The sequence below is a fragment of the Streptomyces sp. NPDC021019 genome (assembly GCF_044333295.1).
Classification (GTDB): Bacteria; Actinomycetota; Actinomycetes; order Streptomycetales; family Streptomycetaceae; genus Streptomyces.
The window spans coordinates 340,860-362,773 of record NZ_JBIRQR010000008.1; the positions used below are offsets into that span (position 1 = coordinate 340,860).

At 70.4% G+C, this 21,914-nt stretch carries 19 protein-coding genes and 1 riboswitch; of the genes, 6 read left to right on the top strand and 13 right to left on the bottom strand.

What is annotated here, in order from left to right:
• Nucleotides 1-19: 19 nt before the first annotated feature.
• From ACH4RG_RS32565 to ACH4RG_RS32575, 3 genes are all read left to right on the top strand, one after another.
• Nucleotides 20-415 (top strand): RidA family protein, encoded by a 396-nt coding sequence (locus ACH4RG_RS32565; protein WP_397923781.1) that lies wholly within the window; start codon nt 20-22, stop codon nt 413-415.
• Nucleotides 416-868: 453 nt separating this feature from the next.
• Complete coding sequence (locus ACH4RG_RS32570) at nt 869-2,242, top strand: MFS transporter (RefSeq protein WP_398540646.1); 1,374 nt, start codon at nt 869-871, stop codon at nt 2,240-2,242.
• Between the two features lie 455 nt (nt 2,243-2,697).
• Nucleotides 2,698-3,519, top strand: a complete 822-nt coding sequence (locus tag ACH4RG_RS32575) for a PhzF family phenazine biosynthesis protein (RefSeq protein ID WP_397923194.1) — start codon at nt 2,698-2,700, stop codon at nt 3,517-3,519.
• Between the two features lie 60 nt (nt 3,520-3,579).
• Here ACH4RG_RS32575 and ACH4RG_RS32580 read toward each other — a convergent pair whose 3' ends face one another.
• Entirely contained in the window at nt 3,580-4,359 is a 780-nt protein-coding gene (locus tag ACH4RG_RS32580) for a CPBP family intramembrane glutamic endopeptidase (protein WP_397923192.1), read from the bottom strand.
• Nucleotides 4,360-4,860: 501 nt separating this feature from the next.
• Nucleotides 4,861-6,366, bottom strand: coding sequence for a glutamate--cysteine ligase (locus ACH4RG_RS32585; protein WP_397923191.1), 1,506 nt, complete (start codon nt 6,364-6,366; stop codon nt 4,861-4,863).
• A 484-nt stretch (nt 6,367-6,850) separates the two neighbouring features.
• On the opposite strand from ACH4RG_RS32585, the gene ACH4RG_RS32590 reads away from it, so the two are divergent.
• On the top strand, nt 6,851-7,435 hold the full coding sequence (locus ACH4RG_RS32590) for a hypothetical protein (protein ID WP_397923189.1): 585 nt from the start codon (nt 6,851-6,853) through the stop codon (nt 7,433-7,435).
• Nucleotides 7,436-7,765: 330 nt separating this feature from the next.
• The gene (locus ACH4RG_RS32595; RefSeq protein WP_397923779.1) at nt 7,766-7,972 is read left to right on the top strand and encodes a DUF5999 family protein; all 207 of its coding nucleotides are present in this window, start codon (nt 7,766-7,768) and stop codon (nt 7,970-7,972) included.
• A gap of 103 nt (nt 7,973-8,075) precedes the next feature.
• Here ACH4RG_RS32595 and gcvP read toward each other — a convergent pair whose 3' ends face one another.
• Complete coding sequence (gcvP, locus tag ACH4RG_RS32600; protein WP_397932635.1) at nt 8,076-10,961, bottom strand: aminomethyl-transferring glycine dehydrogenase; 2,886 nt, start codon at nt 10,959-10,961, stop codon at nt 8,076-8,078.
• A 193-nt stretch (nt 10,962-11,154) separates the two neighbouring features.
• Nucleotides 11,155-11,252, bottom strand: a riboswitch (glycine riboswitch).
• Nucleotides 11,253-11,384: 132 nt separating this feature from the next.
• Between gcvP and ACH4RG_RS32605 the strand changes: the two genes are divergently transcribed.
• On the top strand, nt 11,385-11,756 hold the full coding sequence (locus tag ACH4RG_RS32605; RefSeq protein WP_397923185.1) for a PRC-barrel domain-containing protein: 372 nt from the start codon (nt 11,385-11,387) through the stop codon (nt 11,754-11,756).
• Here the strand turns inward: ACH4RG_RS32605 and ACH4RG_RS32610 are convergent.
• The 10 genes from ACH4RG_RS32610 to ACH4RG_RS32655 all read right to left on the bottom strand — a co-directional run bounded on the left by ACH4RG_RS32610 (nt 11,678) and on the right by ACH4RG_RS32655 (nt 21,701).
• Entirely contained in the window at nt 11,678-13,138 is a 1,461-nt protein-coding gene (locus ACH4RG_RS32610) for a DNA polymerase IV (protein ID WP_397923183.1), read from the bottom strand. The genes ACH4RG_RS32605 and ACH4RG_RS32610 overlap by 79 nt on opposite strands.
• A gap of 111 nt (nt 13,139-13,249) precedes the next feature.
• Nucleotides 13,250-13,876: a MerR family transcriptional regulator gene (locus ACH4RG_RS32615; RefSeq protein WP_361881053.1), complete on the bottom strand. Its 627-nt coding sequence runs from the start codon at nt 13,874-13,876 to the stop codon at nt 13,250-13,252.
• A gap of 168 nt (nt 13,877-14,044) precedes the next feature.
• Entirely contained in the window at nt 14,045-14,518 is a 474-nt protein-coding gene (locus ACH4RG_RS32620) for a bifunctional nuclease family protein (protein ID WP_003970463.1), read from the bottom strand.
• 53 nt (nt 14,519-14,571) lie between these two features.
• Nucleotides 14,572-15,315, bottom strand: coding sequence for a MerR family transcriptional regulator (locus ACH4RG_RS32625; RefSeq protein ID WP_397923179.1), 744 nt, complete (start codon nt 15,313-15,315; stop codon nt 14,572-14,574).
• 42 nt (nt 15,316-15,357) lie between these two features.
• Entirely contained in the window at nt 15,358-16,137 is a 780-nt protein-coding gene (locus ACH4RG_RS32630) for an FHA domain-containing protein (RefSeq protein ID WP_078625830.1), read from the bottom strand.
• Nucleotides 16,138-16,327: 190 nt separating this feature from the next.
• Nucleotides 16,328-17,137: a DUF881 domain-containing protein gene (locus tag ACH4RG_RS32635; protein ID WP_397923177.1), complete on the bottom strand. Its 810-nt coding sequence runs from the start codon at nt 17,135-17,137 to the stop codon at nt 16,328-16,330.
• Between the two features lie 5 nt (nt 17,138-17,142).
• Nucleotides 17,143-17,475, bottom strand: a complete 333-nt coding sequence (locus ACH4RG_RS32640; RefSeq protein ID WP_003970459.1) for a small basic family protein — start codon at nt 17,473-17,475, stop codon at nt 17,143-17,145.
• Nucleotides 17,472-18,386, bottom strand: a complete 915-nt coding sequence (locus ACH4RG_RS32645) for a DUF881 domain-containing protein (RefSeq protein WP_397932633.1) — start codon at nt 18,384-18,386, stop codon at nt 17,472-17,474. The genes ACH4RG_RS32640 and ACH4RG_RS32645 overlap by 4 nt, the downstream gene beginning before the upstream one ends.
• 97 nt (nt 18,387-18,483) lie before the next feature.
• Nucleotides 18,484-20,979 carry a sugar phosphate nucleotidyltransferase gene (locus ACH4RG_RS32650; RefSeq protein ID WP_397923173.1) on the bottom strand — a complete coding sequence of 832 codons (2,496 nt, stop codon included), beginning with the start codon at nt 20,977-20,979 and terminating at the stop codon, nt 18,484-18,486.
• 113 nt (nt 20,980-21,092) lie between these two features.
• The gene (locus ACH4RG_RS32655) at nt 21,093-21,701 is read right to left on the bottom strand and encodes a CDP-alcohol phosphatidyltransferase family protein (RefSeq protein ID WP_397932631.1); all 609 of its coding nucleotides are present in this window, start codon (nt 21,699-21,701) and stop codon (nt 21,093-21,095) included.
• Nucleotides 21,702-21,914: the final 213 nt, after the last annotated feature.

Genomic DNA, 21,914 nt, shown 5'->3' on the forward strand with positions numbered 1-21,914 from the left:
GAATGGAGCTGACGTGGCGCTGGAACGAACGGCCGTGAACCCGGTGACGTGGTCGGTGGACCTGGGGTTCAACCAGGGTGAAGTCGTGTCCGGGCAGACCCGGACCCTGTACGTCTCGGGGCAGACCTCGATGAGCGAGGACGGCAAGCCCCAGCACGACGGGGACATGGCGGCGCAGTTGACGCTGAGCATCGACAACCTGGAGGCCGTGCTGAGCGAGGCGGGCATGTCTCTCGCGAACCTCGTCCGCCTCAACGTCTACACGACCGACGTCGATCTGCTCCTCCGGCACTACGGCGTGCTGGCGGGACGGCTGGGCGCGGCCTCAGTGGCGCCGACCAGCACCCTGCTCGGGGTGACGCGACTGGCGGTCCCCGGCCAGCTGGTCGAGCTCGAGGGCACCGCCGTCGCGTGACCCGGCCCCACCGCCCGCACGGTCTCCGACGCCCGGACCGGCGGGAACGGACGGGCGGCGGGAGCGGCACGGGCGGTGAGAACGGCGGGAGCGGCACGAACGGCGGGAGCGGCACGGACGGTGATCCGATCTACGGTGCTCTGCGTCGCGGACGCCGAGAGGTACCGCCCGGTCGCACCCCTCCGAGCCCAGGCACGCCTTCCCGTGCCTCCCCGAGAATTGCCTTTCGCCCCCGCCCGGCAAGCACTAGCGTTCCGGGCGGCGAATGACTCGCCAGGAGGGGAGAGCCATGGTCGGTCGTCCGAGCGCGCGCTGACGTCGTAGCCGGATCGGCCCGTCATCGCGTGCTGCCCTTGAGGTCGCGGCACAGCGAGCCCTTCTCCTGCCCGATGCCCGGGCACACTTGCGTGCGCCGGGCCGCGGGTCTCGTGCCCCGCGACCCCAGAGGTTTCTGTGCGGCCCTTCTCCTCCTCTCCCTCCTCCCCCGCCCCTTCCTCCGGCGTACCGCACAGGGGCGGGGCCGAACCGTCAGGTCCCCTGGGGGACGCCGACTTCCGCAGGCTCTGGGCAGGTCAGACGGCCTCCCAGCTCGGCGAACACACGACGCTCGTCGTGCTGCCGCTCTTCGCCGTCCTGACGCTCGATGCGGGCGCGGGCCAGTTGGGCGCCCTCCGCGCCGTGGGGCAGGCGCCGATCCTGCTGCTCTCACTCCTCGCGGGCGCCTGGGTGGACCGGTGGCGGGCCCGGACGGTGATGGTGCTCACCGACGCCGGCCGAGCCGTGGCCCTGGGGGCGGCGGCCGTGGCCGGTCTCCTCGGACTGCTCGGCCTGCCGGCGCTGTTCGTGGTGGCGTTCACCGTCGGAGCCCTGTCGGTCCTCTTCGACGTGGCGTACCAGGCGTCCCTCGTACGGATGGTGCGGCGCGATCAACTCGTTTGGGGCAACAGCGCGTTGGAGGGCAGCCGGTCCGCGGCGCAGATCGGCGGCCCCGCGCTCGGCGGCACGTTGGTGTCGCTGTTGTCGGCCCCGGTCGCGGTAGCCACGGGCGCGCTGTTCTTCGCGGCTTCGTTCGGGTCCTTGAGGCGGATCCGTGGCCCCGAAGCCGTACCCGGGCGTGCGGCACCGGCAGCGGAGCGCGCCTCCCCGGTCCGGCGCCGCATCGGGGAAGGCCTGCGTTTCGTCGCCAAGAACGCCTCGCTGCGGGCCGTGTGCCTCGCCTCGGCCGCCTTCCAGCTCTCCTTCGCGGCCACGATGACCGTCTACCTGCTCTTCGTCCCGCACGAACTTCGGCTGACGGGCGTCACCGTCGGCCTCGCCCTCGCGGCGACCGGACCGGGCGCGCTCCTGGGCTCGGTCCTGGCCGCACGGCTGCCGGGCCGGTTCGGTCACGGTGCCGTGCTCGTGTCCGCGGCGGTGCTCGGCAACGGTGCGTTGCTGTGCGTACCGGCCCTGCAAGGATCCTCGATCGCGACGGTGCTCGCGCTCCTTGCCGTCAACTTCGTGTTCGGGACGTTCAGCCAGCTGGTGAACGTCACGGTCATGTCGGTGCGGCAGGCTGTCACACCGGACGGGATGCAGGGGCGCGCGGCCGCGACGATCACCTTCGTCGGGATGGGGTTCACCCCGCTCGGCTCGCTGCTCGGCGGCCTGCTCGCACAGGAGTGGGGTCCGCGCACCGGCCTCCTGGTGTCGGCCGCGGGCATGATGCTGTCGCCGGTCCTGATGGCCGTGTCCCCGCTCGCCCGCCTGGGACGGGTGCTTCCGGTCCCAGGCGGGCGAGCGGCGCCCCCGGCCGGGTCGGGCCGGGGGCGTACCGCTGCAGGGTGATCCCGCTGCGGAACGCCCTCGATTCCAGGAGCCGCAGCCGGGGGACTTCGTAACCTTCGGGGAAGAGACGCCGGCCGCGGCCCTGGACCGCCGGGTACACGAAGAGGCGGTACTCGTCGACCGACCGGCCGCGATCAGCGCGTGGGCCAGGGTGATGCTGCCGCGCCCGCCTGCCCCCGGGGATCGAACCAGTCCGTGACCATTTCGATCGAGCCGTCGACGGTGATGTTCTGCGTGATCGCGAGGGTGCCCATGCCGCTCTCTCCCTGTGCACTGGACGCGTACGCTCCGGCACTGGACGCGTACGTTCTCCTTCTGGTGACTCCGTCGGGCCCGGGGAGTCACCGGTGAGCGAGAACCATCGCCGGGCCCGGCCGCTCCGACACGGCGGTCAGGGGCCGGCCACCCGGAATTGGCCTTGGCCCGCCTCAGACCCTGCGATCTACGGTCGTCCCATGAGGATCCGCATCGTCGACGCGTTCACCGACCGCCCCTTCTCCGGAAACCCCGCCGGCGTACTCCTGCTGGACAGCGGTACGTTCCCGGCCGACGCACGTCTGCAGGAGATCGCCGCCGAGGTCAACCTCTCCGAGACGGCCTTCGCCCACCCGCTGCCGCCGGGCGACGCGGCCGACTGGGCGCTGCGCTGGTTCACTCCGGCCACCGAGGTGGACATGTGCGGACACGCCACGCTCGCCACCGCCCACGTCCTGCACACCACGGGTCTGGCCACGGGCCCGGTGCGCTTCGCCGCGCGCTGCGGGATCCTGATCGCGACCGCCCGGCAGGACGGCACTCTCACCCTCGACTTCCCCACCTCCCCGCTGACCGAGGAGCCGGTGCCGGACGGCCTCGCCGACGCCCTCGGGGCGGACCCCGTCTCGGTGCACGACACCGGTGAGCACATCGGCGACCTGCTGGTCGAGCTCCGCGACGAGGCGGCCGTACGGGCGCTCGCCCCGGACTTCGCCGCGCTGGCGGCCCACTCCCGGCGCGGTGTGATCGCCACCGCCGCGGCCGAGGACCCCGCCCGGGGATACGACTACGTCTCGCGCGGCTTCTTCCCGGGCGTCGGCATCGACGAGGACCCGGTCACCGGCAGCGCCCATACCGCGCTGGCGCCCTTCTGGTCGGCCCGCCTCGGCCGCGACGACCTCACCGGCCTCCAGGCGTCCGCCCGCTCGGGGCTGGTCGGCACCGCGTTGCGCGGCGAGCGCACCCTGCTGACCGGCACGGCGGTCACGGTGATCGACGGCGAACTGCTCACCACGCTCTGACGGCCGTCGCGGTGCGCCGCCACTCCCGGCGCACCGCTCACCGCCCTGACTGCACCGCCCTCACGGCGTCGGCAGCCAGTCGACCCGGCCGGCGAGCAGGGCGTACCCGACGAACGCCCCGATGTCCAGGAGCGCGTGCGCGACGACCAGTGGGCCCACCCGGCCCCAGCGTCGGTAGAGCAACACGAACACGACGCCCATCACCACGTTGCCGATGAAGCCGCCGATTCCCTGGTACAGGTGGTACGACCCGCGCAGCACGGAGCTGGCCACCAGCGCGGCCATCGGGGTCCAGCCCAACTGTCCGAGTCTGCGCAGCAGATAGCCGACGACGATGACCTCCTCCACCACGGAGTTCTGGATCGCCGAGAGGATCAGTACGGGGAATTTCCACCAGACCTCGGGCAGGGACTCGGGAACGACCGTCAGGTTGAATCCGGTGGCGCGGGCCAGCAGGTAGAAGGCGAGGCCGGCACTGCCGATGCCGGCCGCGACGAGGGTCCCGCGGCCGAGGTCGAACCAGGGTTTCGTCACGTCGAACCCGATGACCCGCAGCCCCGCTCCTTCCCGGATCAACAGGTGCGCGACCAGCGCGACCGGCACCAGAGCCGTGGCGATTCCGAACACTTGCCATGACAGATCCAGCCATGGACGGTCTGGAGCGTACGAGCCGTTGAGCGTCGCCGCCTGATCCTTCAACCCCCCCGGTTTCGTCAGCGATCCGACGAAACTGATGAGAGAGGACACCGCGCTGGCACCCAGCGAGAGTGCCAGGACCAGCAGCACCTCGGACCGCGAGATCCTTCGCGACACGGCCTCTTGAGGGAAGGAATCAGCCACGCGCCCGGTCTCCACCTGTCCACCTGCCTCTTGTTCCGCAATCACGTCTCATCCCGCCCACCGCCGCACCAGGGTCTCGAATAGAGGTACGAAGATCATGCGCGACAGGCCGGGGGACGACCACCCTCGCTGATGGTGCGGCCCCTTTTCCCCGGTTCCATCCTCAACGAGGGGCTCCACCGGCATGGGACGTCATAGCTTGCCCGACAGCACGCGGCGGAAGGACCCCGGGACCACCCCGAGCCCCCGGCGACGGCGTCGTACGGTCGCCGTCGCCACCCCGCTCGTCCTCACCCTGGCGACCGTTCCGACTGCCCGACTCCGCTGGACGGCGACGAGGACTCCCCCTCATGCCGACGAAGCGGCTCGGCGACCCGGTCAAGGGCGGCAAGAGCCACCCGGGGAAGCTCACGGCGGCCGCAGACCCGACTCGTCGCACAGGAGTGACCGGCCCGGGAGCCGGAGCCGGGCCCGTCACCGGCGCCGGCTTCCCGGGGAGTCTCAGGGCGCCGGGAAACCCACCGGCCAGGTGTGGACCGGCTCCCCGGCGTGCATCAGCTCGGCATACCGGCGGGTGGTGGCCGCGAGCGCCGCGTCCCGCCCCAGCCCGGCGCCCAGGGCCCGGCGGTACGTGGCCACCTGCCAGGAGGCCCCGTTGACGCGCCGCTTGCAGCGCTCCTCGATCACCCCGAGACAGCGGTCCCGGTCGGCGGGTTCGATGTGCCAGGCGTCCAGCCCCGCGGCCGCCAGCGGCAGCAGCTCCTCCAGCACCAGCTGTACGGCGGGGATCCTCGCCAGCCCGCCGGAGCGGCCCGCCCGCGGCCAGAGCAGCTCGGCCTCGATGCCGTGCCGACAGGCCTCGGTGAAATTCTCCTCGGCGGCCTCGAACGGGAGCCTGCTCCACACCGGCCGGGACTCCTCGGCGAGCGCCCTTACGAGCCCGTAGTAGAAGGCCGCGTTGGCGATCACATCGGTGACCGTCGGCCCGGCGGGCAGCACCCGGTTCTCCACCCGCAGATGGGGAACGCCGTCGGCGATCCCGTACACCGGACGGTTCCAGCGGTAGATGGTGCCGTTGTGCAGCACCAGCTCGGAGAGCTCGGGCACCCCGCCCTCGTCCAGCACCTTCAGGGGGTCCTCGTCGTCGCAGATCGGCAGCAGCGGCGGGAAGTAACGCAGGTTCTCCTCGAAGAGCTCGTGGGCGGAGCCGATCCAGCGCTCCCCGAACCAGGTCCTGGGGCGCACTCCCTGGTTGGCCAGCTCCGGCGGCCGCACGTCGGTGGCCTGCTGGAACAGGGGCGGCCGGGACTCCCGCCACAGCTCCTTGCCGAAGAGGAAGGGGGAGTTGGCGCCGAGCGCGATCTGGACGCCGGTGATCGCCTGGGCGGCGTTCCACACGTCGGCGAACCGGGCGGGCGTCACCTGGAGGTGCAGCTGTACCGAGGTGCAGGCCGATTCGGGGGCGATGGAGGGCGAGGTGCAGACCAATCGCTCGACGCCTTCGATATCCAGGAGAAAATCCTCCCCCCGGGCGGCCGCCATTTGATCGTTGAGCAGGGTGTAGCGGTCCACGTCCGAGAGATTGGCGGACACCACGTCGTGCTCGCCCAGGGTGGGCAGGATTCCGATCATCACGATCCCCGCGTCCACCTCCCCCGCCTTGCGGTGCGCATAGGCGAGGCCGGTCCGCAACTCCTCCGCGAGCTGATCGAAAACCCGGCCGCCGAGGCGGTGCGGGACGATATTCACTTCGAGATTGAACATCCCCAGTTCGGTCTGGAAATCCCGGCTCGCGATGCGCTGGAGCACTTGCTGGTTCATCATCCGGGGCATCCCGTCGGAACCCGCGAGATTCAGCTCTATCTCCAGCCCCATCAGGTTCCGCGGACGGTCGAACCTCCGCTCCGCCAGGAGTCTGCCCAGCCCCTCCAGGCACTGGCTGAGCTTGGCGCGGTACGCCTGTCGATCGGACAGGTCAAAGGCTTCCGCCACGACCTTCTCCCCCATCGAGGGGTCCCTCCTCCAGTGGGCGGCCCGCGGCCCAGGCCGCTCGCATCACGATCGATAATGCCCAGCGGGAGTGATCCGTAACGCCCCCACGAGCCTCCGATACCCGATAGTCTGATGGAAGGAGACCGGGGGCACATTCCGGAGGCATGTGGTTCCCCATATTTTCGACCGGGGTATGCGCGGTGAAAACATCGACGCGTTTCAGCCGACCGCTCCACCGGAAGAACGCCAGGTCGGGGTCGCCGACAGCAGCTCAAATCACCAGGAATACCACAATTCGAAGGCCGGATGACGCCTTGCGCGACATATCTCCGACCGCTAGTGGAAACACTGTGTGAACACGAGTCATATAAACTCCGCTCAACGAGGCAGAGAGTTGATGCGACTCGCCCGTCACCGGCCGTCTCCGGCCCTCATGCCGACAGCGCCGTCTGCACCCGCCCAAGCGCCACCGTGTCTCCGAAGTGAGAGGCGACCCATTATGCCGCTGCATGTTCCCCCAGCTCCCTCGCCCGCCCTGCGCAGCGTTCTCGCGGCCCTCGGTTCTCCCACCGCCGTCCGCGAGGCCCGAACATCCGCTCTCCGGTCCGTCCAGGGACCGCTGAGCCCCGAACTGCCGCTTCCCGTGCATGTGCTGGACCGGATCGCGCCCACCAGGACAGCACCTCCGACACGCCTCGCGGCCTGGCGTTTCCTGATCCGGAGCGAGGGCCGCGCGATCGCCGCGGCGGACACCGTGCTCACGCCCGACGGTTGGGCCTTCTCCCACTTCTTCGAGGGGCCCTACCTCGCCTCGACCGAGCTGGCCCTCCGGCAGGCGGAGGGGTCGTCCACCGCCTGCCAGGCCCGGCTGCTGTCCATCCCGGAGCTGTACATGCTCACCCTCTGGCTGCACGGCGACACCGAGGCCGATCCCGCCGGCGGGACGCTCTCACCGACGGACGTCCTGGTGCCCCTGGCGCCTGCCCCGCCGGGCATCGCCGCCCACCGCCCGCACCGGGTCGCCGATCTGCTGCCCGTCATCTCGCTGCGCGTGGCCCCGGGCCCGCTCCTCAGGTCGGCCTGACCGGCGCCACCCCGACACAGCGCCCCCGTAGCGACCCCGCCCTGCCCCGCCCGGTGTTCGGGCGGGGCAGGGGTTACTGCGGGGGCGCTGTGCTGCCCACCCGGACTAGCTCCATCCGGCCACCCCGAACCACCCAAAGGGACAGTGCAGTTGCGGTGAACCGTCCGCGCGGGTGATGCGTCATGAGAGGAGTACGGGTGCTGCGGCCAAATCCCTGCGGAATCTTCCCCGTAGGGCAACACTGGGACCGGACCGACTGATACGGGGGCGGCCATGAGTACCTCATCCAGCCGCAGGACACTCGACTCGACGCAGCGAAAGAACCCATCCATGTGCCAGCACCAGCCACCCTGCCCCACCGCCGATTCGCCCGACCGGGAGGCCGCCCGCCTGACGGCCCACCACCCCGAACAGGGGTGGAGCCTCTTGTGCAACGGTGTCCTGCTCTTCGAGGACACCGGCGAGCTGCTGCCCGACGGACGGATCATCGCCCCGCACCGGCCCCTGGCAACCGGCCGCGTGGTGAAGGCCGCCTGAGGACGGGCCGACGAACAGGGGCCGGCCCGGAGAGATCTCCGCACCGGCCCCGACGCATGTCCGGCGTGCACCGCTCACGGCGCGCGCCCTTCCGCGGCCTGTCTCAGTCGTCGTACGCGTCCAGCGGGGGGCAGGAGCAGACCAGGTTCCGGTCGCCGAAGGCGCCGTCGATGCGGCGCACCGGCGGCCAGTACTTGTCCGCGGCGGACACTCCGGCCGGGAAGACGGCCTCCTCGCGGCTGTAACCGTGGTCCCAGTCACCGCCGAGCGCGGCCGCGGTGTGCGGGGCGTTGCTCAGCGGGTTGTCGTCCCGGCTCCACTCCCCCGAGGCCACCTTCTCGATCTCGGCCCGGATCGCGATCATGGTGTCGCAGAAACGGTCGAGCTCCGCGAGGTCCTCGCTCTCCGTCGGCTCGATCATCAGCGTGCCGGCCACCGGGAACGACATGGTGGGCGAGTGGAAGCCGTAGTCGATCAGACGCTTTGCCACGTCGTCGATGGAGACGCCGGTCGCCTTGGAGATCGGGCGCAGGTCCACGATGCACTCGTGCGCGACCAGACCGGCCGGCCCGTTGTACAGGATCGGGAAGTGCGGCTCCAGCCGCTTGGCGATGTAGTTCGCGGCCAGCACGGCGACCTGCGTGGCCCGCTTGAGCCCCTCGCCGCCCATCAGACGGACGTACGCCCACGAGATCGGCAGGATGCCCGCCGAACCCCACGGGGCGGCCGAGATCGGGCCCACACCGGTCTCCGGACCCGCGGCGGGCTGGAGGGGGTGGTTGGGGAGGTACGGGGCGAGGTGCGCGCGGACGCCGACCGGGCCGACGCCGGGGCCGCCGCCGCCGTGGGGGATGCAGAAGGTCTTGTGCAGGTTCAGGTGCGAGACGTCGCCGCCGAACTTGCCGGGCTTGGCGAGCCCGACCAGCGCGTTGAGGTTGGCGCCGTCGACGTAGACCTGGCCGCCCGCGTCGTGCACCTCGCCGCAGATCTCGGCGACGTGCTCCTCGAACACCCCGTGCGTGGACGGGTAGGTGATCATGAGCACGGCCAGCTCGTCGCGGTGCTGCTCGATCTTGGCGCGCAGGTCCGCGATGTCGACCTCGCCGTCGTCGGCGGTCTTCACCACGACGACCTTCATGCCGGCCATGACCGCGCTGGCGGCGTTGGTGCCGTGCGCGGAGGACGGGATGAGGCAGACGGTGCGCTGCTCGTCGCCGTTGGCCCGGTGGTAGGCACGGACGGCCAGCAGCCCCGCGAACTCTCCCTGGGAGCCGGCGTTGGGCTGGATGGACACCGCGTCGTAGCCGGTGACCTCGGCGAGGCGCTCCTCCAGCTCACGGATGAGCGTGAGGAAGCCCTGCGCCTGCTCGGCCGGGGCGAAGGGGTGCAGCGCGCCGAACTCGGGCCAGGTGATCGACTCCATCTCGGCGGTCGCGTTGAGCTTCATGGTGCAGGAGCCGAGCGGGATCATGCCGCGGTCCAGCGCGTAGTCACGGTCGGCGAGCTTGCGCAGGTAGCGCAGCATCGCGGTCTCGGAGCGGTGCTGGTGGAAGACCGGGTGGGTCAGGATGTCGTCGGAGCGCAGCAGCCGCTCGGGCAGCGTGTCGGCGACCGTGGAGTCCAGCGCCTCGATGTCGCCCTCGGCGTCGAAGGCGGCCCAGACGGCGGAGATCTGCGCACGGGTGGTGGTCTCGTCGCAGGCGATGGAGACCTGGTCGGCGTCGACGAGGCGGAGGTTGACCCCGCGCTCCCGGGCGTCCGCGACGACGGCCGCGGCCCTGCCGGGGACGCGCACGGTCAGGGTGTCGAAGAACGCGCCGTGCACGACGTCCACGCCGGCGCTCCGCAGGCCGTCGGCCAGGATCGCGGCGAAGCGGTGGGTGCGCCGGGCGATCGTCCGCAGCCCGTCGGGGCCGTGGTAGACCGCGTACATGCCGGCCATGACGGCGAGCAGGACCTGCGCGGTACAGATGTTGCTGGTGGCCTTCTCGCGGCGGATGTGCTGCTCGCGGGTCTGGAGGGCGAGGCGGTAGGCCTTGTTGCCGTCGGCGTCGACGGAGACGCCGACGAGTCGGCCCGGCAGGGAGCGGGCGAACTTCTCGCGGACCGCCATGAAACCGGCGTGCGGACCGCCGAAGCCCATCGGGACGCCGAAGCGCTGGGTGGTGCCGACCGCGATGTCGGCGCCGAGAGCCCCGGGCGAGGTGAGCAGCGTGAGGGCCAGCAGGTCGGCGGCGACGGTGACGATCGCACCGAGCTCGTGGGCCTGCTCGATGACGGGCTCGATGGCGCGCACGGCCCCGGAGGCGCCCGGGTACTGGAGCAGGACGCCGAAGACGCCGCGCTCGGCGATCTCGGCGGGGATGCCGTCGCTCAGGTCGGCGACGACGACCTCGACACCGGTGGGCTCGGCGCGGGTCTCGATCACCGCGACGGTCTGCGGCAGCGTGTCGGCGTCGACCAGGAAGACGCCCTTCTTGACCTTGCCGACGCGCCGGGCGAGGGCCATCGCCTCGGCGGCCGCGGTGCCCTCGTCGAGCAGGGAGGCGCCGGAGGTGGGCAGCCCGGTCAGCTCGGCGACCATCGTCTGGAAGTTCAGGAGGGCCTCCAGGCGGCCCTGGGAGATCTCCGGCTGGTACGGCGTGTAGGCCGTGTACCAGGCGGGGTTCTCCATGACGTTGCGCAGGATGACGGGCGGCGTGAAGGTGCCGTAGTAGCCGAGGCCGATCATCGGGGCCAGCACCTCGTTGCGGTCGGCCAGCGACCGCAGCTCGGCCAGGACCTCCGCCTCGGTGCGCGCCGAGGGAAGGTTCAGGGCCTCCGCGCTCTTGATCACGTCGGGCACCGCGGCGGCGGTGAGCTCGTCGAGGGAGCCGTAGCCGACCTGGGCGAGCATCTTCGCCTGCGCTCCGGCGTCGGGCCCTATGTGGCGCTGCTCGAACGGAATGCCCTGCTCCAGCTGGGAGAGCGGAGTGCGACGGGGGGTCATGGTGGAGGCCTCCTGGTCTGTCACGACCTGCGAGGGGCACCACGGCGCGGGTGCCCGAACGGCCTCCCCCTCTGTCATCTCAACCTGAGAGCTTCACCGGCGCGCACGGGGGCGTGCCGACTTTCACCGTCGGTGAGGGTCGAGTCCGCCTGGGCCTGCGCCCGCACGGAATCCCCCTGCTTTCCAGAGTGACCTCGTCCGTGCGGTACGGGGGCCTGAGAGATTCCGGGGAGGAGTTGCTCCTTCGGCGCCTCCGGATTCTGCACCGGAGGACTCTCCCGCACGGGGTCAGCAGCCACAGCCAGCCTACCAGCGGCCATCGCGCCGGAGTTCTCGAGTGGCCGACGCCACGGATCTGCACTTGTGTGGTGCTGGTGGAGCGACAGCGTCCACCCTGAGCAGTTGCGACCAGTGGGAGGCACCGTGCAGACCGACATCGATCCGCGCCGCCTGATCGGCCGCAAGGCATTCGATCGCAAGGGCGCCAAGATCGGAACGGTGGATGAGGTCTATCTCGACGACGCGACGGGCGTGCCCGAGTGGGCGGCCGTCCGCACCGGCCTGTTCAGCAGGGACGCCTTCGTCCCCCTGGAGCCCAGCGAATTCGTCGAGGACGCGCTGCGCGTCCCCTTCGACCGCGCGTTGATCAAGGGCGCGCCGGACTTCGGCGTCGGCCGGCATCTCTCGCCCGAGCAGGAACTGCAGCTTTACCGCCACTACGGGCTGGACTCCTCGCCCCCGGCGGAGTCGGCGCCCGACCGGGACTTCGGCAGGCTGGCGGGCCAGGAGGAGTAGTCGGCCGCGTCACGGACGAGCGGCAGCGGGTCGGCGGGCCGCAGCAGCGGATCGTCGATGCGGAATGTCAGCACCCGGCCGGGTGCGCTCCACGGTTCCTCGAACCGGACGGTGACCCGGCCCACGCCGCTGCCCTGCACCCAGCCGTGCCCGTGCTCCTCGTGGTGCACGTCGTGCCCGGCGGGCCAGCGCCGCGCGGCGAGCAGCTCCGCGCCCTCCGGCTCGGGCTCCGTCAGCCCGTTCTCCTCGCCACCCTCCCCGGGCAGGGCCCGGTGCTCCTCCTCTGCCCGCTGAGCGAGCTCCCGGGCGTCGGCGGCCTGGGCGAACAGGTCCTCCTGCGTGTAGTCGGCCAGCCCCGTCACACCGACCCCCAGCAGCCGTACGCCCCCCGTGGTGTCGACGGACTCCAGCAGCCGCCCCGCCGCCTCACGGACCACTGTGGGGTCGTCCGTGGGGCCTCTGAGCGTCTCGGAGCGGGTCAGGGTGGAGAAGTCGTAGCGGCGCACCTTCAGCACCACCGTGCGGCCCGACCGGTCGGCGGCGCGCAGCCGCTCCACGCACCGGACGGCCAGCCGCTCCACCTCGGCCCGCACCCGCACCCGGTCGTGCAGGTCCACGTCGAAGGTGTCCTCCACCGATACGGATTTGGCGTCCCGCTCGGCGACCACCGGCCGGTCGTCGAGCCCCAGCGCCATCCGGTAGAGCCCGTGGCCGTGGGCCTTGCCGACCAGCCGCACGAGCTCCGCCTCACCCGCCTCGGCCAGATCGTGGACGGTGGTCATCCCGGCGCGTCTGAGGTGGTCGCCGGTGGCCGGGCCGACCCCCGGCAGGATGCGCACGGACATGGGGGCGAGCAGCTCACGCTCGGAGCCCGGCTCGATGAGCAGCAGCCCGTCGGGCTTGGCCTCCTCGGAGGCGATCTTGGCGAGCATCTTGGAACCTGCCAGCCCGACGGATCCACTGAGGCCGGTCACCGCGCGGATCGCCGTCCGCAACCCCTCACCCGTCGCACGGGCCGACGCCGCGTCGTCGGCCGTCCCACCGGCCTCCAGGTCCACGAAGGCCTCGTCCAGGCTGAGCGGCTCCACCAGGGGCGACAGCCGCCCCAGGAGCTCCATCACCTGATCGCTCACCTTCCGGTACAGCGAGAAGCGGGGCACCAGGTAGGCGGCGTTCGGTGCGAGGCGCCGCGCCTGTGCGGTGGGCATCGCCGAGTGCACACCCAGGCGCCGGGCCTCGTACGAGGCGGTGGCGACCACTCCACGCGGTCCGAGGCCGCCCACCACGACCGCCTTGCCGCGCAGGCTCGGCTTGGCCGCCTGCTCCGCCGACGCGTAGAAGGCGTCCATGTCCAGGTGAAGGATGGTGGGCGCGGGTCTCACACCGTCGATGCTGCCCTACGGCACTGACAACGGGACGGTCCGGCACCCCGTGGGTGCCGGACCATCCCTTCGTCCTCTTCGCGCTGCCCGCCGTGCTGGGCTTCCGGGTGCTCAGACGGCGCGGTTGCGGCGCCGCGCCAGCTCGTCGGCGGGGTTGTGGCCGACGAGTGTCTCGCCGGTGTCGACCCGCTCGCCGTGCAGCTGCGAGAGCGCGACGTCCACGTCCCGCCAGACGACGCCGACGGCGATCCCGAAGACTCCCTGCCCGCCCTGGAGCAGACTGACGACCTCGTCGGGCGAGGAGCACTCGTAGACCGTGGCTCCGTCGCTCATCAGCGTCATGCGCTCAAGATCCTGGAACCCGCGGGCCCGCAGGTGCTGGACCGTGGTGCGGATGTTCTGCAGAGCGACCCCGGTGTCCAGGAAGCGCTTGACGATCTTGAGGAGAACCACGTCCCGGAAACTGTAGAGACGCTGGGTCCCCGACCCGTAGGCCGGGCGCACACTGGGCTCGACCAGTCCCGTACGGGCCCAGTAGTCCAACTGGCGGTAGGTGATCCCCGCCGCCGCGCACGCCGTCGGTCCGCGATAGCCGATGTCGCCGGCATCGCTCGCCGCTGCCACGCCTCCCGCTGCCACCGCTGCCGGCTGAACCGGCTGCCTGATGGCGTGGTCGGCTCCACTGCCGTGCTGCGGATACGGCCCACCCGCCGCCGTACCGTCGCCGCTGCTTCTCACGCCGACCTCCGTCCTTGACCTGCCCACTCGAAGGTAGGCAGTCACTCGGGGTGCGTCAACGATCGCCACACTCGGCACGCCGAGTGATAATCACCCTGAGGGTGGTTTCCCGTGTCTCGTTTCCGGGAAAGGCTTGTCGGATGCGCTGACAGCACCCCTGCGGGACGGTCACTGACTGTTCGTACCGAAGTCCTCCGGAGAGATCTGATCGAGGAACTCGCGGAACTTCTCCACCTCGTCCTCCTGCTCGTCGGGGATCGCGATGCCCGCATCGTCCAGCACGCCGTCACTGCCGTAGATCGGCGTGCCGGTCCGCAGGGCGAGCGCTATGGCGTCGGAGGGCCGGGCGCTCACCTCGACTCCGCTGGCGAAGACGAGCTCCGCGTAGAAGACCCCTTCGCGAAGGTCCGTGATGCGGACCTCGGTGAGCTCCTGGCCCAAGGCCTCGAGCACATCCTTGAACAGGTCATGGGTCAGCGGCCTGGCGGGAGCCATGCCCTGCTGGGCGAAGGCAATCGCGGTCGCCTCCCCCGGACCGATCCAAATGGGGAGGTACCGGTCGCCTCCCACTTCACGCAGGAGAACGATCGGTTGGTTGGAGGGCATTTCCACCCGGACACCGACAACGTCGAGCTCGTTCACACAGCAACCCTAGGACGTGCTCGCCATGTTTGGGTAGTCGGGCTCCGCCGAGGTCAGTGCAGACGGCTGCGCAGAGCGCTCTGCACGAGGGCCGCGTGCAGTCGTACGGACAGCTCGGCGAGCTCGTTCGCGGTGGTCTCGGCATGGGCTCTGGTCTGCGGATTACGGTGCCGGCGCAAGGGCGCGACCAGCTGCTCCACCAGCCCCGCCTCCCGGTCGGCGGAGGCCCGCATGGCCCGAAGGTGACGCGGCTCCAGGCCGAAACGCCCCAGGTCCGCCACCAGCTTGGCGACCGTCACCATCTCGGCGTCATAGCCGCCCCCGGAGGCGGGGACGATCAGTCCGTAGGACTCCCACTCGGCCAGCCGGTCCTCGTCGACCTCGGCCGCGGCGAGCAGCTCGGCCCGTCCGACCCGGGCGGCGGTCGCCGTCCCGGGGCCGGTCTCCCACACCCCGTCGGCCAGGTCCCGCCGCTCGCCGGGCGAGGGCAGCACAGGCTGCTCACCCCGGGCCAGGGCGTCCAGGTGCTCCCGGATGACCTTCAGCGGCAGGTAGTGGTCCCGCTGCATGCGGAGCACCTGAGCCAGGCGCTCCACATCACGCGGGGCGAACTTCCGGTATCCGGAAGGAGTGCGCTGTGGCTCGACGAGCCCCTCCGCCTCCAGGAACCGGATCTTGGAGATCGTGACTTCGGGAAACTCGTCCCGCAGCTGGATGAGCACCGTACCGATGCTCATCGGACGTGCTTCCGCGGTGGCGGTGCCGTGTCCGGCACCGCCTGTCGGTGTTCGCAGCATGGGCCTTCCTCGGGGTCCCCCCGGACGGAGTCCGGGGGCTGGTCACACGCCCCGCGGGCTCGCATAGAAGACCAGGCGGTACTTTCCGATCTGGACTTCGTCGCCGTTGGACAGCTGGACCGAATCGATGCGCTCACGGTTGACGTAGGTGCCGTTGAGGCTGCCGACATCACCCACGGTGAAGCTACCGTCCGGGCTCCTGCGGAACTCCACATGACGCCGCGACACGGTCACGTCATCGAGAAAGATGTCGCTCTGCGGGTGACGGCCGGCCGTGGTCAGGTCGCTGTCGAGCAGGAAGCGGCTCCCGGAGTTCGGGCCCCTCCGCACGACCAGCAGCGCCGATCCTCCGGGCAGCGCGTCGACCGCGGCCTGGGCCTCCGGGGAGAGCGAGGGCAGAGCGGTCTGACCCGTCGCCTCCGCCTCGTACGCCTCGAGACCGGAGATGGAGATGGTGGACGTCGTCTCCGAGGGACGCTCGGGAACACCGCCCCGCAGCGGCGCGCCGCAGTTGGAACAGAACCTGCTGGCCTCCGCGTTGCGGTGACCGCACCTCGTGCAGACCGGCATCGACGAGCCCTCCGGGGTGAACCCTCCACCCGTACTCGAGGCTGATGGTGCGCCGAAACCTATGCGTCCGGCACCGGCAGGGTCAACAGACGACACGCCGTCACCCCCCGGGGCGCCGGACACCTCGTCGCGGAAGAGCGGACGCTCCGCCTCCTGCTCCTCGCCCTGACCGTGGCGCGGCGCGCGGTGGCGGGCAGCACTGTTGCTGTCCTCGCGAGCACTCTTCCCGAACAACTTCGCAAACAACTTCACGGGCGATTCCCCTTGACCGACATAGACCCGCCCGTGGGGCAGGACGAACCCTGATTGAACACACCTGCCGACCCGGACATCTTCACAACGTCCGTATCCACCCGACAGTTTCCACCACGCACCACCAATCCGGTGCGCCGACCCCCCGCAACCGTCCGACCCGCTCCACCGGCCCCCACGCTCGCCCGGCTCACGGGGATGACGACCGAGCGTAGTCAGGCCGCTGCGCCGGTCGCAAGGCATCGACGACGATGTCGTCGGACCGCTCCACCAGCACCGTGGCCTGCTCCTTCTCCAACGTCTGGACCACACCGCCGGGAATGTTGAGGGCGGGCTCCAGATCCTGCGGTTTGCCGATCACCGTGAACTCGTACGGCGCCTCGATCTTCTCCCCGTCCACCTGGACGCTCCCGGCGTCCCCGGAGAAGTAGGTGCTGGCCACCACCCGTACCCCGTTGACCTGGATCGCCTCGGCCCCTGCCGCCCGGAGTTCCTGAATGGCGTCGAGCAGCATGTCGGGCGCGACGGCCCCCGAGGGGTCGGTGATCGTCAGTGTGATGCCAGGACCCTGCGCCGCCGCGGTGCCCGCGAGGATACCTAGCTGGCGTTCCTTCTCCAGCGTCTGCTTCCGGGCCTCCTCGGCCTGGTCGGAGCTGTTCTCCAGCTCGGTGCGCTGATCGTCCAGACGCTGCTTCTCGTCCTCCAGACGCTGGGTCCGGTCGTCGACCTCGTCGAGGATGCGGACCAGGTCCTCCTGCCGGGCTCCGCGCAGCGCGCTGTCGTCGCTGGTGGACCGCACCTGGATGGCGAGCCCCAACCCGAGCCCGAACAGCAGCAAGGCGACGATCAGTTGGGCCCGGCTCAGCCGCGGCGGCCACAGACCCGCCTTGAGCCTCTGCCGACCGGACACCTCCGTGGCAGGCGGCGGCGCGGGAGGGTCGGGGACGGCGGACGCGCCGCTCCCGGACTGTTCGCTGCGGGGATTCTCGTCGTTGTTCATCGGCCTCAAGCCCGGAAGACGTGCCGACGGATCGCGGCGGCGTTGGAGAAGATCCGAATGCCCAGCACGACCACCACACCGGTGGAGAGTTGAGCGCCGACACCCAGTTTGTCGCCGAGGAAGACGATCAGCGCGGCCACCACGACGTTCGAGAGGAAGGAGACCACGAAGACCTTGTCGACGAAGATGCCGTCGAGCATGGCCCGCAGACCGCCGAAGACGGCGTCGAGCGCGGCGACCACGGCGATCGGCAGATAGGGCTCGACCACCGCCGGTACCTCGGGCCGGACCAACAGTCCGACCACGACTCCCACGACGAGGCCCAGTACGGCGATCACGATGTGCCCTTCCCTGTGTCTGCCGCACCACTGCCGGCGGCCTTCGGCTCTGCTGTACGGACGATCAGGCTCGGCGCGGCCGGAAGCCGCACCTTCGCCTGATCGGAGATGCTGGTGCGGATGTCGAAGCTCTCCTTGAGCGCCTGAAGGTACTGGCCGTCGGCGCTGTCCTGGAAGGCGGACGCCAGCTTCTTGCCGTCCCCCACCGCGAGGACCGTGTAGGGCGGTACGAGCGGTCTGTTGTCGACCAGTATGGCGTCGCCGGCGGCCCGGATGGCCGACAGCGCCGTCAGCCTCTGCCCGTTGATGGCGATCGCCTCGGCCCCGGACTCCCAGAGGCCGTTGACGACCCGCTGCATGTCCCGGTCGCGCATCCGTCCGGTGTCGGCGAAGCCCGTCGACTCGCGCGGCCCACCGCCGCCCTGGTCGGTGTCCTTCGCGTCGTCGACGACCAGTTTCACGCCGGGGCCCTCGACCGGCGTCGCTCCGGCCAACAGCGCCACCAGTTGCCCCCGGTCCCCACCGTGTTGCTCAAGGGCCTTGCGCTGACGTTCGCTCACATCGCGGCGGAGCGCGTCGACGTCGGACTCCAACGTATCCGCGGCCTCTGTCTCCGCGTCGATGCGGTCGATCAGCTCCTCGCGCTCCTTGGCCACGACCGGCGCGGAGATCCGCGCCTCGGCGGCGCCGAGGGTGACCACCAGGGCGGCCACCACCAGTCCGGCGGCCAGGCCGAGCTTCGACTTGAGCGTACGGGGCAGCCCAGCGCTCCCGTCGGCCCTGCGCCGTGCGGAGGCCTCCGCGTACCCGTCGTCGAGGCTGTGGTCCATCACGTTGTTCAGCAGCGACATGGAGGCGTCGGGGCGTGTGGGCGGCGGGGCGGTGCTCCGATCGGGGGACTGCTGCGACATGCCGCACATCGTCGCACGTCATCGCGGCTGCCGCCGAATGGCCCCACCGGTGCGCCGCGACCCCTGCCCGGGGGCGTCGCGGCGCACCGCGTGCGCGTCAGTCCCCGGCGCTGTCCACCACCGCGGCCCACTCGTCGAGCAGTGCCTGGGCCGAGGCGTCGTCCGGGCCTTCGGCCCACAGATGGGTGACGGCCTCCGCCCGGTCGGGCAGGACCATGATCCACCGCCCGTCCGCCTCGACCACCCGGACCCCGTCCGTGGTGTCCACACTGCGGTCACCGGCCGCTTCGACGACCCGGCGCATGACGAGCCCCTTGACGGCCCAGGGGGTCGCCAGGTCGCGGCGCAGGACATGCGCCCGGGGAATCCGGGCGTCGATCTGGCTCAGCGTGAGCTGGGTGCGCGCGACGAGCCCGATGAGCCGGACGAAGGCGGCGGTCCCGTCGAACACGCTGCTGAATTCGGGAACGATGAAGCCGCCGCGCCCGTCTCCTCCGAAGATGGTGTCCTCTTCACGGCCCACTCGGGTCAGATCGTCGGGCGAGGTGGTCGTCCACTCCACCTGGGTGCCGTGGTAGGCCGCCACCTGCTCGGCGACGCGCGTGGTCGTCACGGGCAGGGCGACACGACCGCTGCGCCGCTCGGCGGCGACGAGATCCAGGAGGACCAGCAGGGCCCGGTCGTCCTCGATGATCCGGCCCAGTTCGTCGACGAGGGACAGCCGCTCGCCCACCGGGTCGAACCGCACTCCGAAGGCCGCCCGTGCGGAGGACACGATCTCCCCGAGCCGCACGAGACCGGCCCGCCGGGTGTCGGCCGACTCGGTGGGCCGCGCCTCGTCGAGTCCGGGGTTGATCGTCAGCGCGTCCACGCCGAGCCGCCCGAGCAGGCTGGGCAGGACGAGCCCGGCGCTGCCGTTGGAGGCGTCGACGACGACCTTGAGGCCGGAGTCCGCGATGCCGGTGACGTCGACGTTCCGCAGGAGGGAGCCGGTGTACGAGTCGAACACGCTGGACGGGAAGTGCAGGTCCCCGATCTCGCCGGGGAAGGCCCTGCGGTACTCCTGGCGCGCGTAGACCCGGTCGAGCTTGCGCTGCTGCGCCTGCGAGAGGTCCGCGCCCCGCTCGTCGATGAACATGATGTCCACCGAGTCGGGCACCCCGGGCGACGTACGGATCATGATGCCGCCGGCGCTGCCTCGAGCGGTCTGCTGGCGCGCCACGGGCAGGGGGACGTTCTCCAGGTCCCGGACGTCGATGGCGCTGGCCTGGAGTGCCGAGATGACGGCCCGCTTGAGGGCGCGGGCACCTCGGGAGTGGTCACGCGCGGTCGTGACCGTCGAGCCCTTCTTGAGGGTCGTGGCGTAGGCCCCGGCCAGCCGTACGGCCAGTTCGGGGGTGATCTCGACGTTCAGGATTCCGGAGACCCCGCGCGCCCCGAAGAGGTGCGCCTGCCCTCGGGACTCCCAGATCACCGAGGTGTTGACGAACGCGCCGGCCTCGATCGTCTTGAACGGATACACCCGGACGTTGCCCTGGATGATCGACTCCTCGCCGACCAGGCATTCGTCCCCGATGACGGCGCCGTCCTCGATCCGGGCCGCCCGCATGATGTCGGTGTTCTTGCCGACGACGCAGCCCCGGAGGTTGCTGTGCTGTCCGATGTAGACGTTGTCGTGCACCACGGCCCTGTGGAGGAAGGCGCCCGTCTTGACGACGACGTTCGACCCCACGACCGTGTGCTCGCGGATCTCGACGTCCGCCTCGACCTTGGCGTAGTCGCCGATGTACAGCGGTCCGCGCAGCACGGCGTCGGGGTGGACCTCGGCCCCTTCGGCGACCCACACGCCGGGCGAGATCTCGAAGCCGTCGAGCTCCACGTCGACCTTGCGCTCCAGGACGTCCGCCTGGGCCTTCACGTAGCTTTCGTGGGTGCCCACGTCTTCCCAGTAGCCCTCGGCGATATAGCCGTAGATGGGCTTGCCCTCCTTCATCAGCTGAGGGAAGACGTCACCGGACCAGTCGACCGAGGTGTCGGCCTGGACGTAGTCGAACACTTCGGGCTCCATGACGTAGATGCCCGTGTTCACGGTGTCCGAGAAGACCTGTCCCCAGGTCGGCTTCTCCAGGAACCGTTCGACCTGGCCGTTCTCGTCCACGATGGTGATCCCGAATTCCAGGGGATTGGGAACCCTGGTCAGGCAGACCGTGACGAGCCCGCCCTTTTCTTTGTGGAACGCGATGAGGTCGGTGAGGTCGAAGTCGGTGAGCGCGTCACCGGAAATGACGAGGAACGTGTCGTCCTTCAACGCCTCTTCCGCGTTCTTCACGCTGCCCGCGGTGCCGAGTGGCTTCTCCTCGTTGGCGTAGGTGAGCTCCATCCCGAGCTCTTCGCCGTCCCCGAAATAATTTTTGACGAGGGAGGCGAGGAATTGGACGGTCACTACGGTTTCACTGAGCCCATGCCGCTTGAGCAGCCGTAGGACGTGCTCCATGATCGGCCTGTTGGCCACGGGCAGGAGCGGCTTGGGCATGCTCGAGGTCATGGGGCGAAGGCGTGTGCCTTCGCCGCCAGCCATCACGACGGCCTTCATGTCGGAAACGTCCTCCTAGAAGAGACGACGGTCAGCCGAATTGCGCCCGTCGGGGCATGGTTCACACCATCTGCCGCGGGCCGGCCACACTGCGCGGCACCGCATCAACGAGCTCAATCGGCTACTGCGTCCGCCTTCACGATCCGGCGGACCTGAACCACATAGAGGATTCCTGCCCACCAGTAGAGCGTTGTACCCCATCCTGCGAACGCCCATCCGAAAACAGCGGCCAGTGAAGCCAGCCAACCACTCCCGTCGCTGAGCAGCAACAAGGGGAACGCGTACATCAGGTTGAAGGTTGCAGCTTTTCCGAGGAAGTTGACCTGCGGAGGCGGATACCCGTGGCGTCGCAGGATGGCCACCATCACCAGGAGCATCAGTTCCCGGGCGAGAAGCGCCGCGGTGACCCAGAGGGGCAGGATCTCACGCCAAGTGAGGCCGACGAGGGTGGAAAGGATGTAGAGGCGGTCAGCCGCCGGGTCCAGGAGCCGGCCGAGGCTGCTGATCTGGTTCCACTTGCGGGCCAGCTTCCCGTCGAGGTAGTCGCTGATGCCGCTGAGCATCAGCACCAGCAGCGCCCAGTTGTCGCTGTTGGGCCCTCCGAACACGGGGCGGAGAATCAGCCACAGGAAGAGCGGTACCCCGACAAGGCGAGCCATGCTGAGGATGTTGGGGATGGTGAGGACCCGGTCCGTCTGGACCCGAGTCTCCTGGACCTCCACCCGGGGGCCTCCTGTGAAGAATGTGCCGATGATGCCCCCTGACCTTACCCTCAGCTTCCCCCGTCCGGTGCACGGGGGTGGAGGTCGAACAGGCACACCCAAGGTCCCGGAACGCAGGAAAGCCCCGCACCAAAAGGTGCGGGGCTTTCCCGGAAAAATTGTTCGGCGGCGTCCTACTCTCCCACAGGGTCCCCCCTGCAGTACCATCGGCGC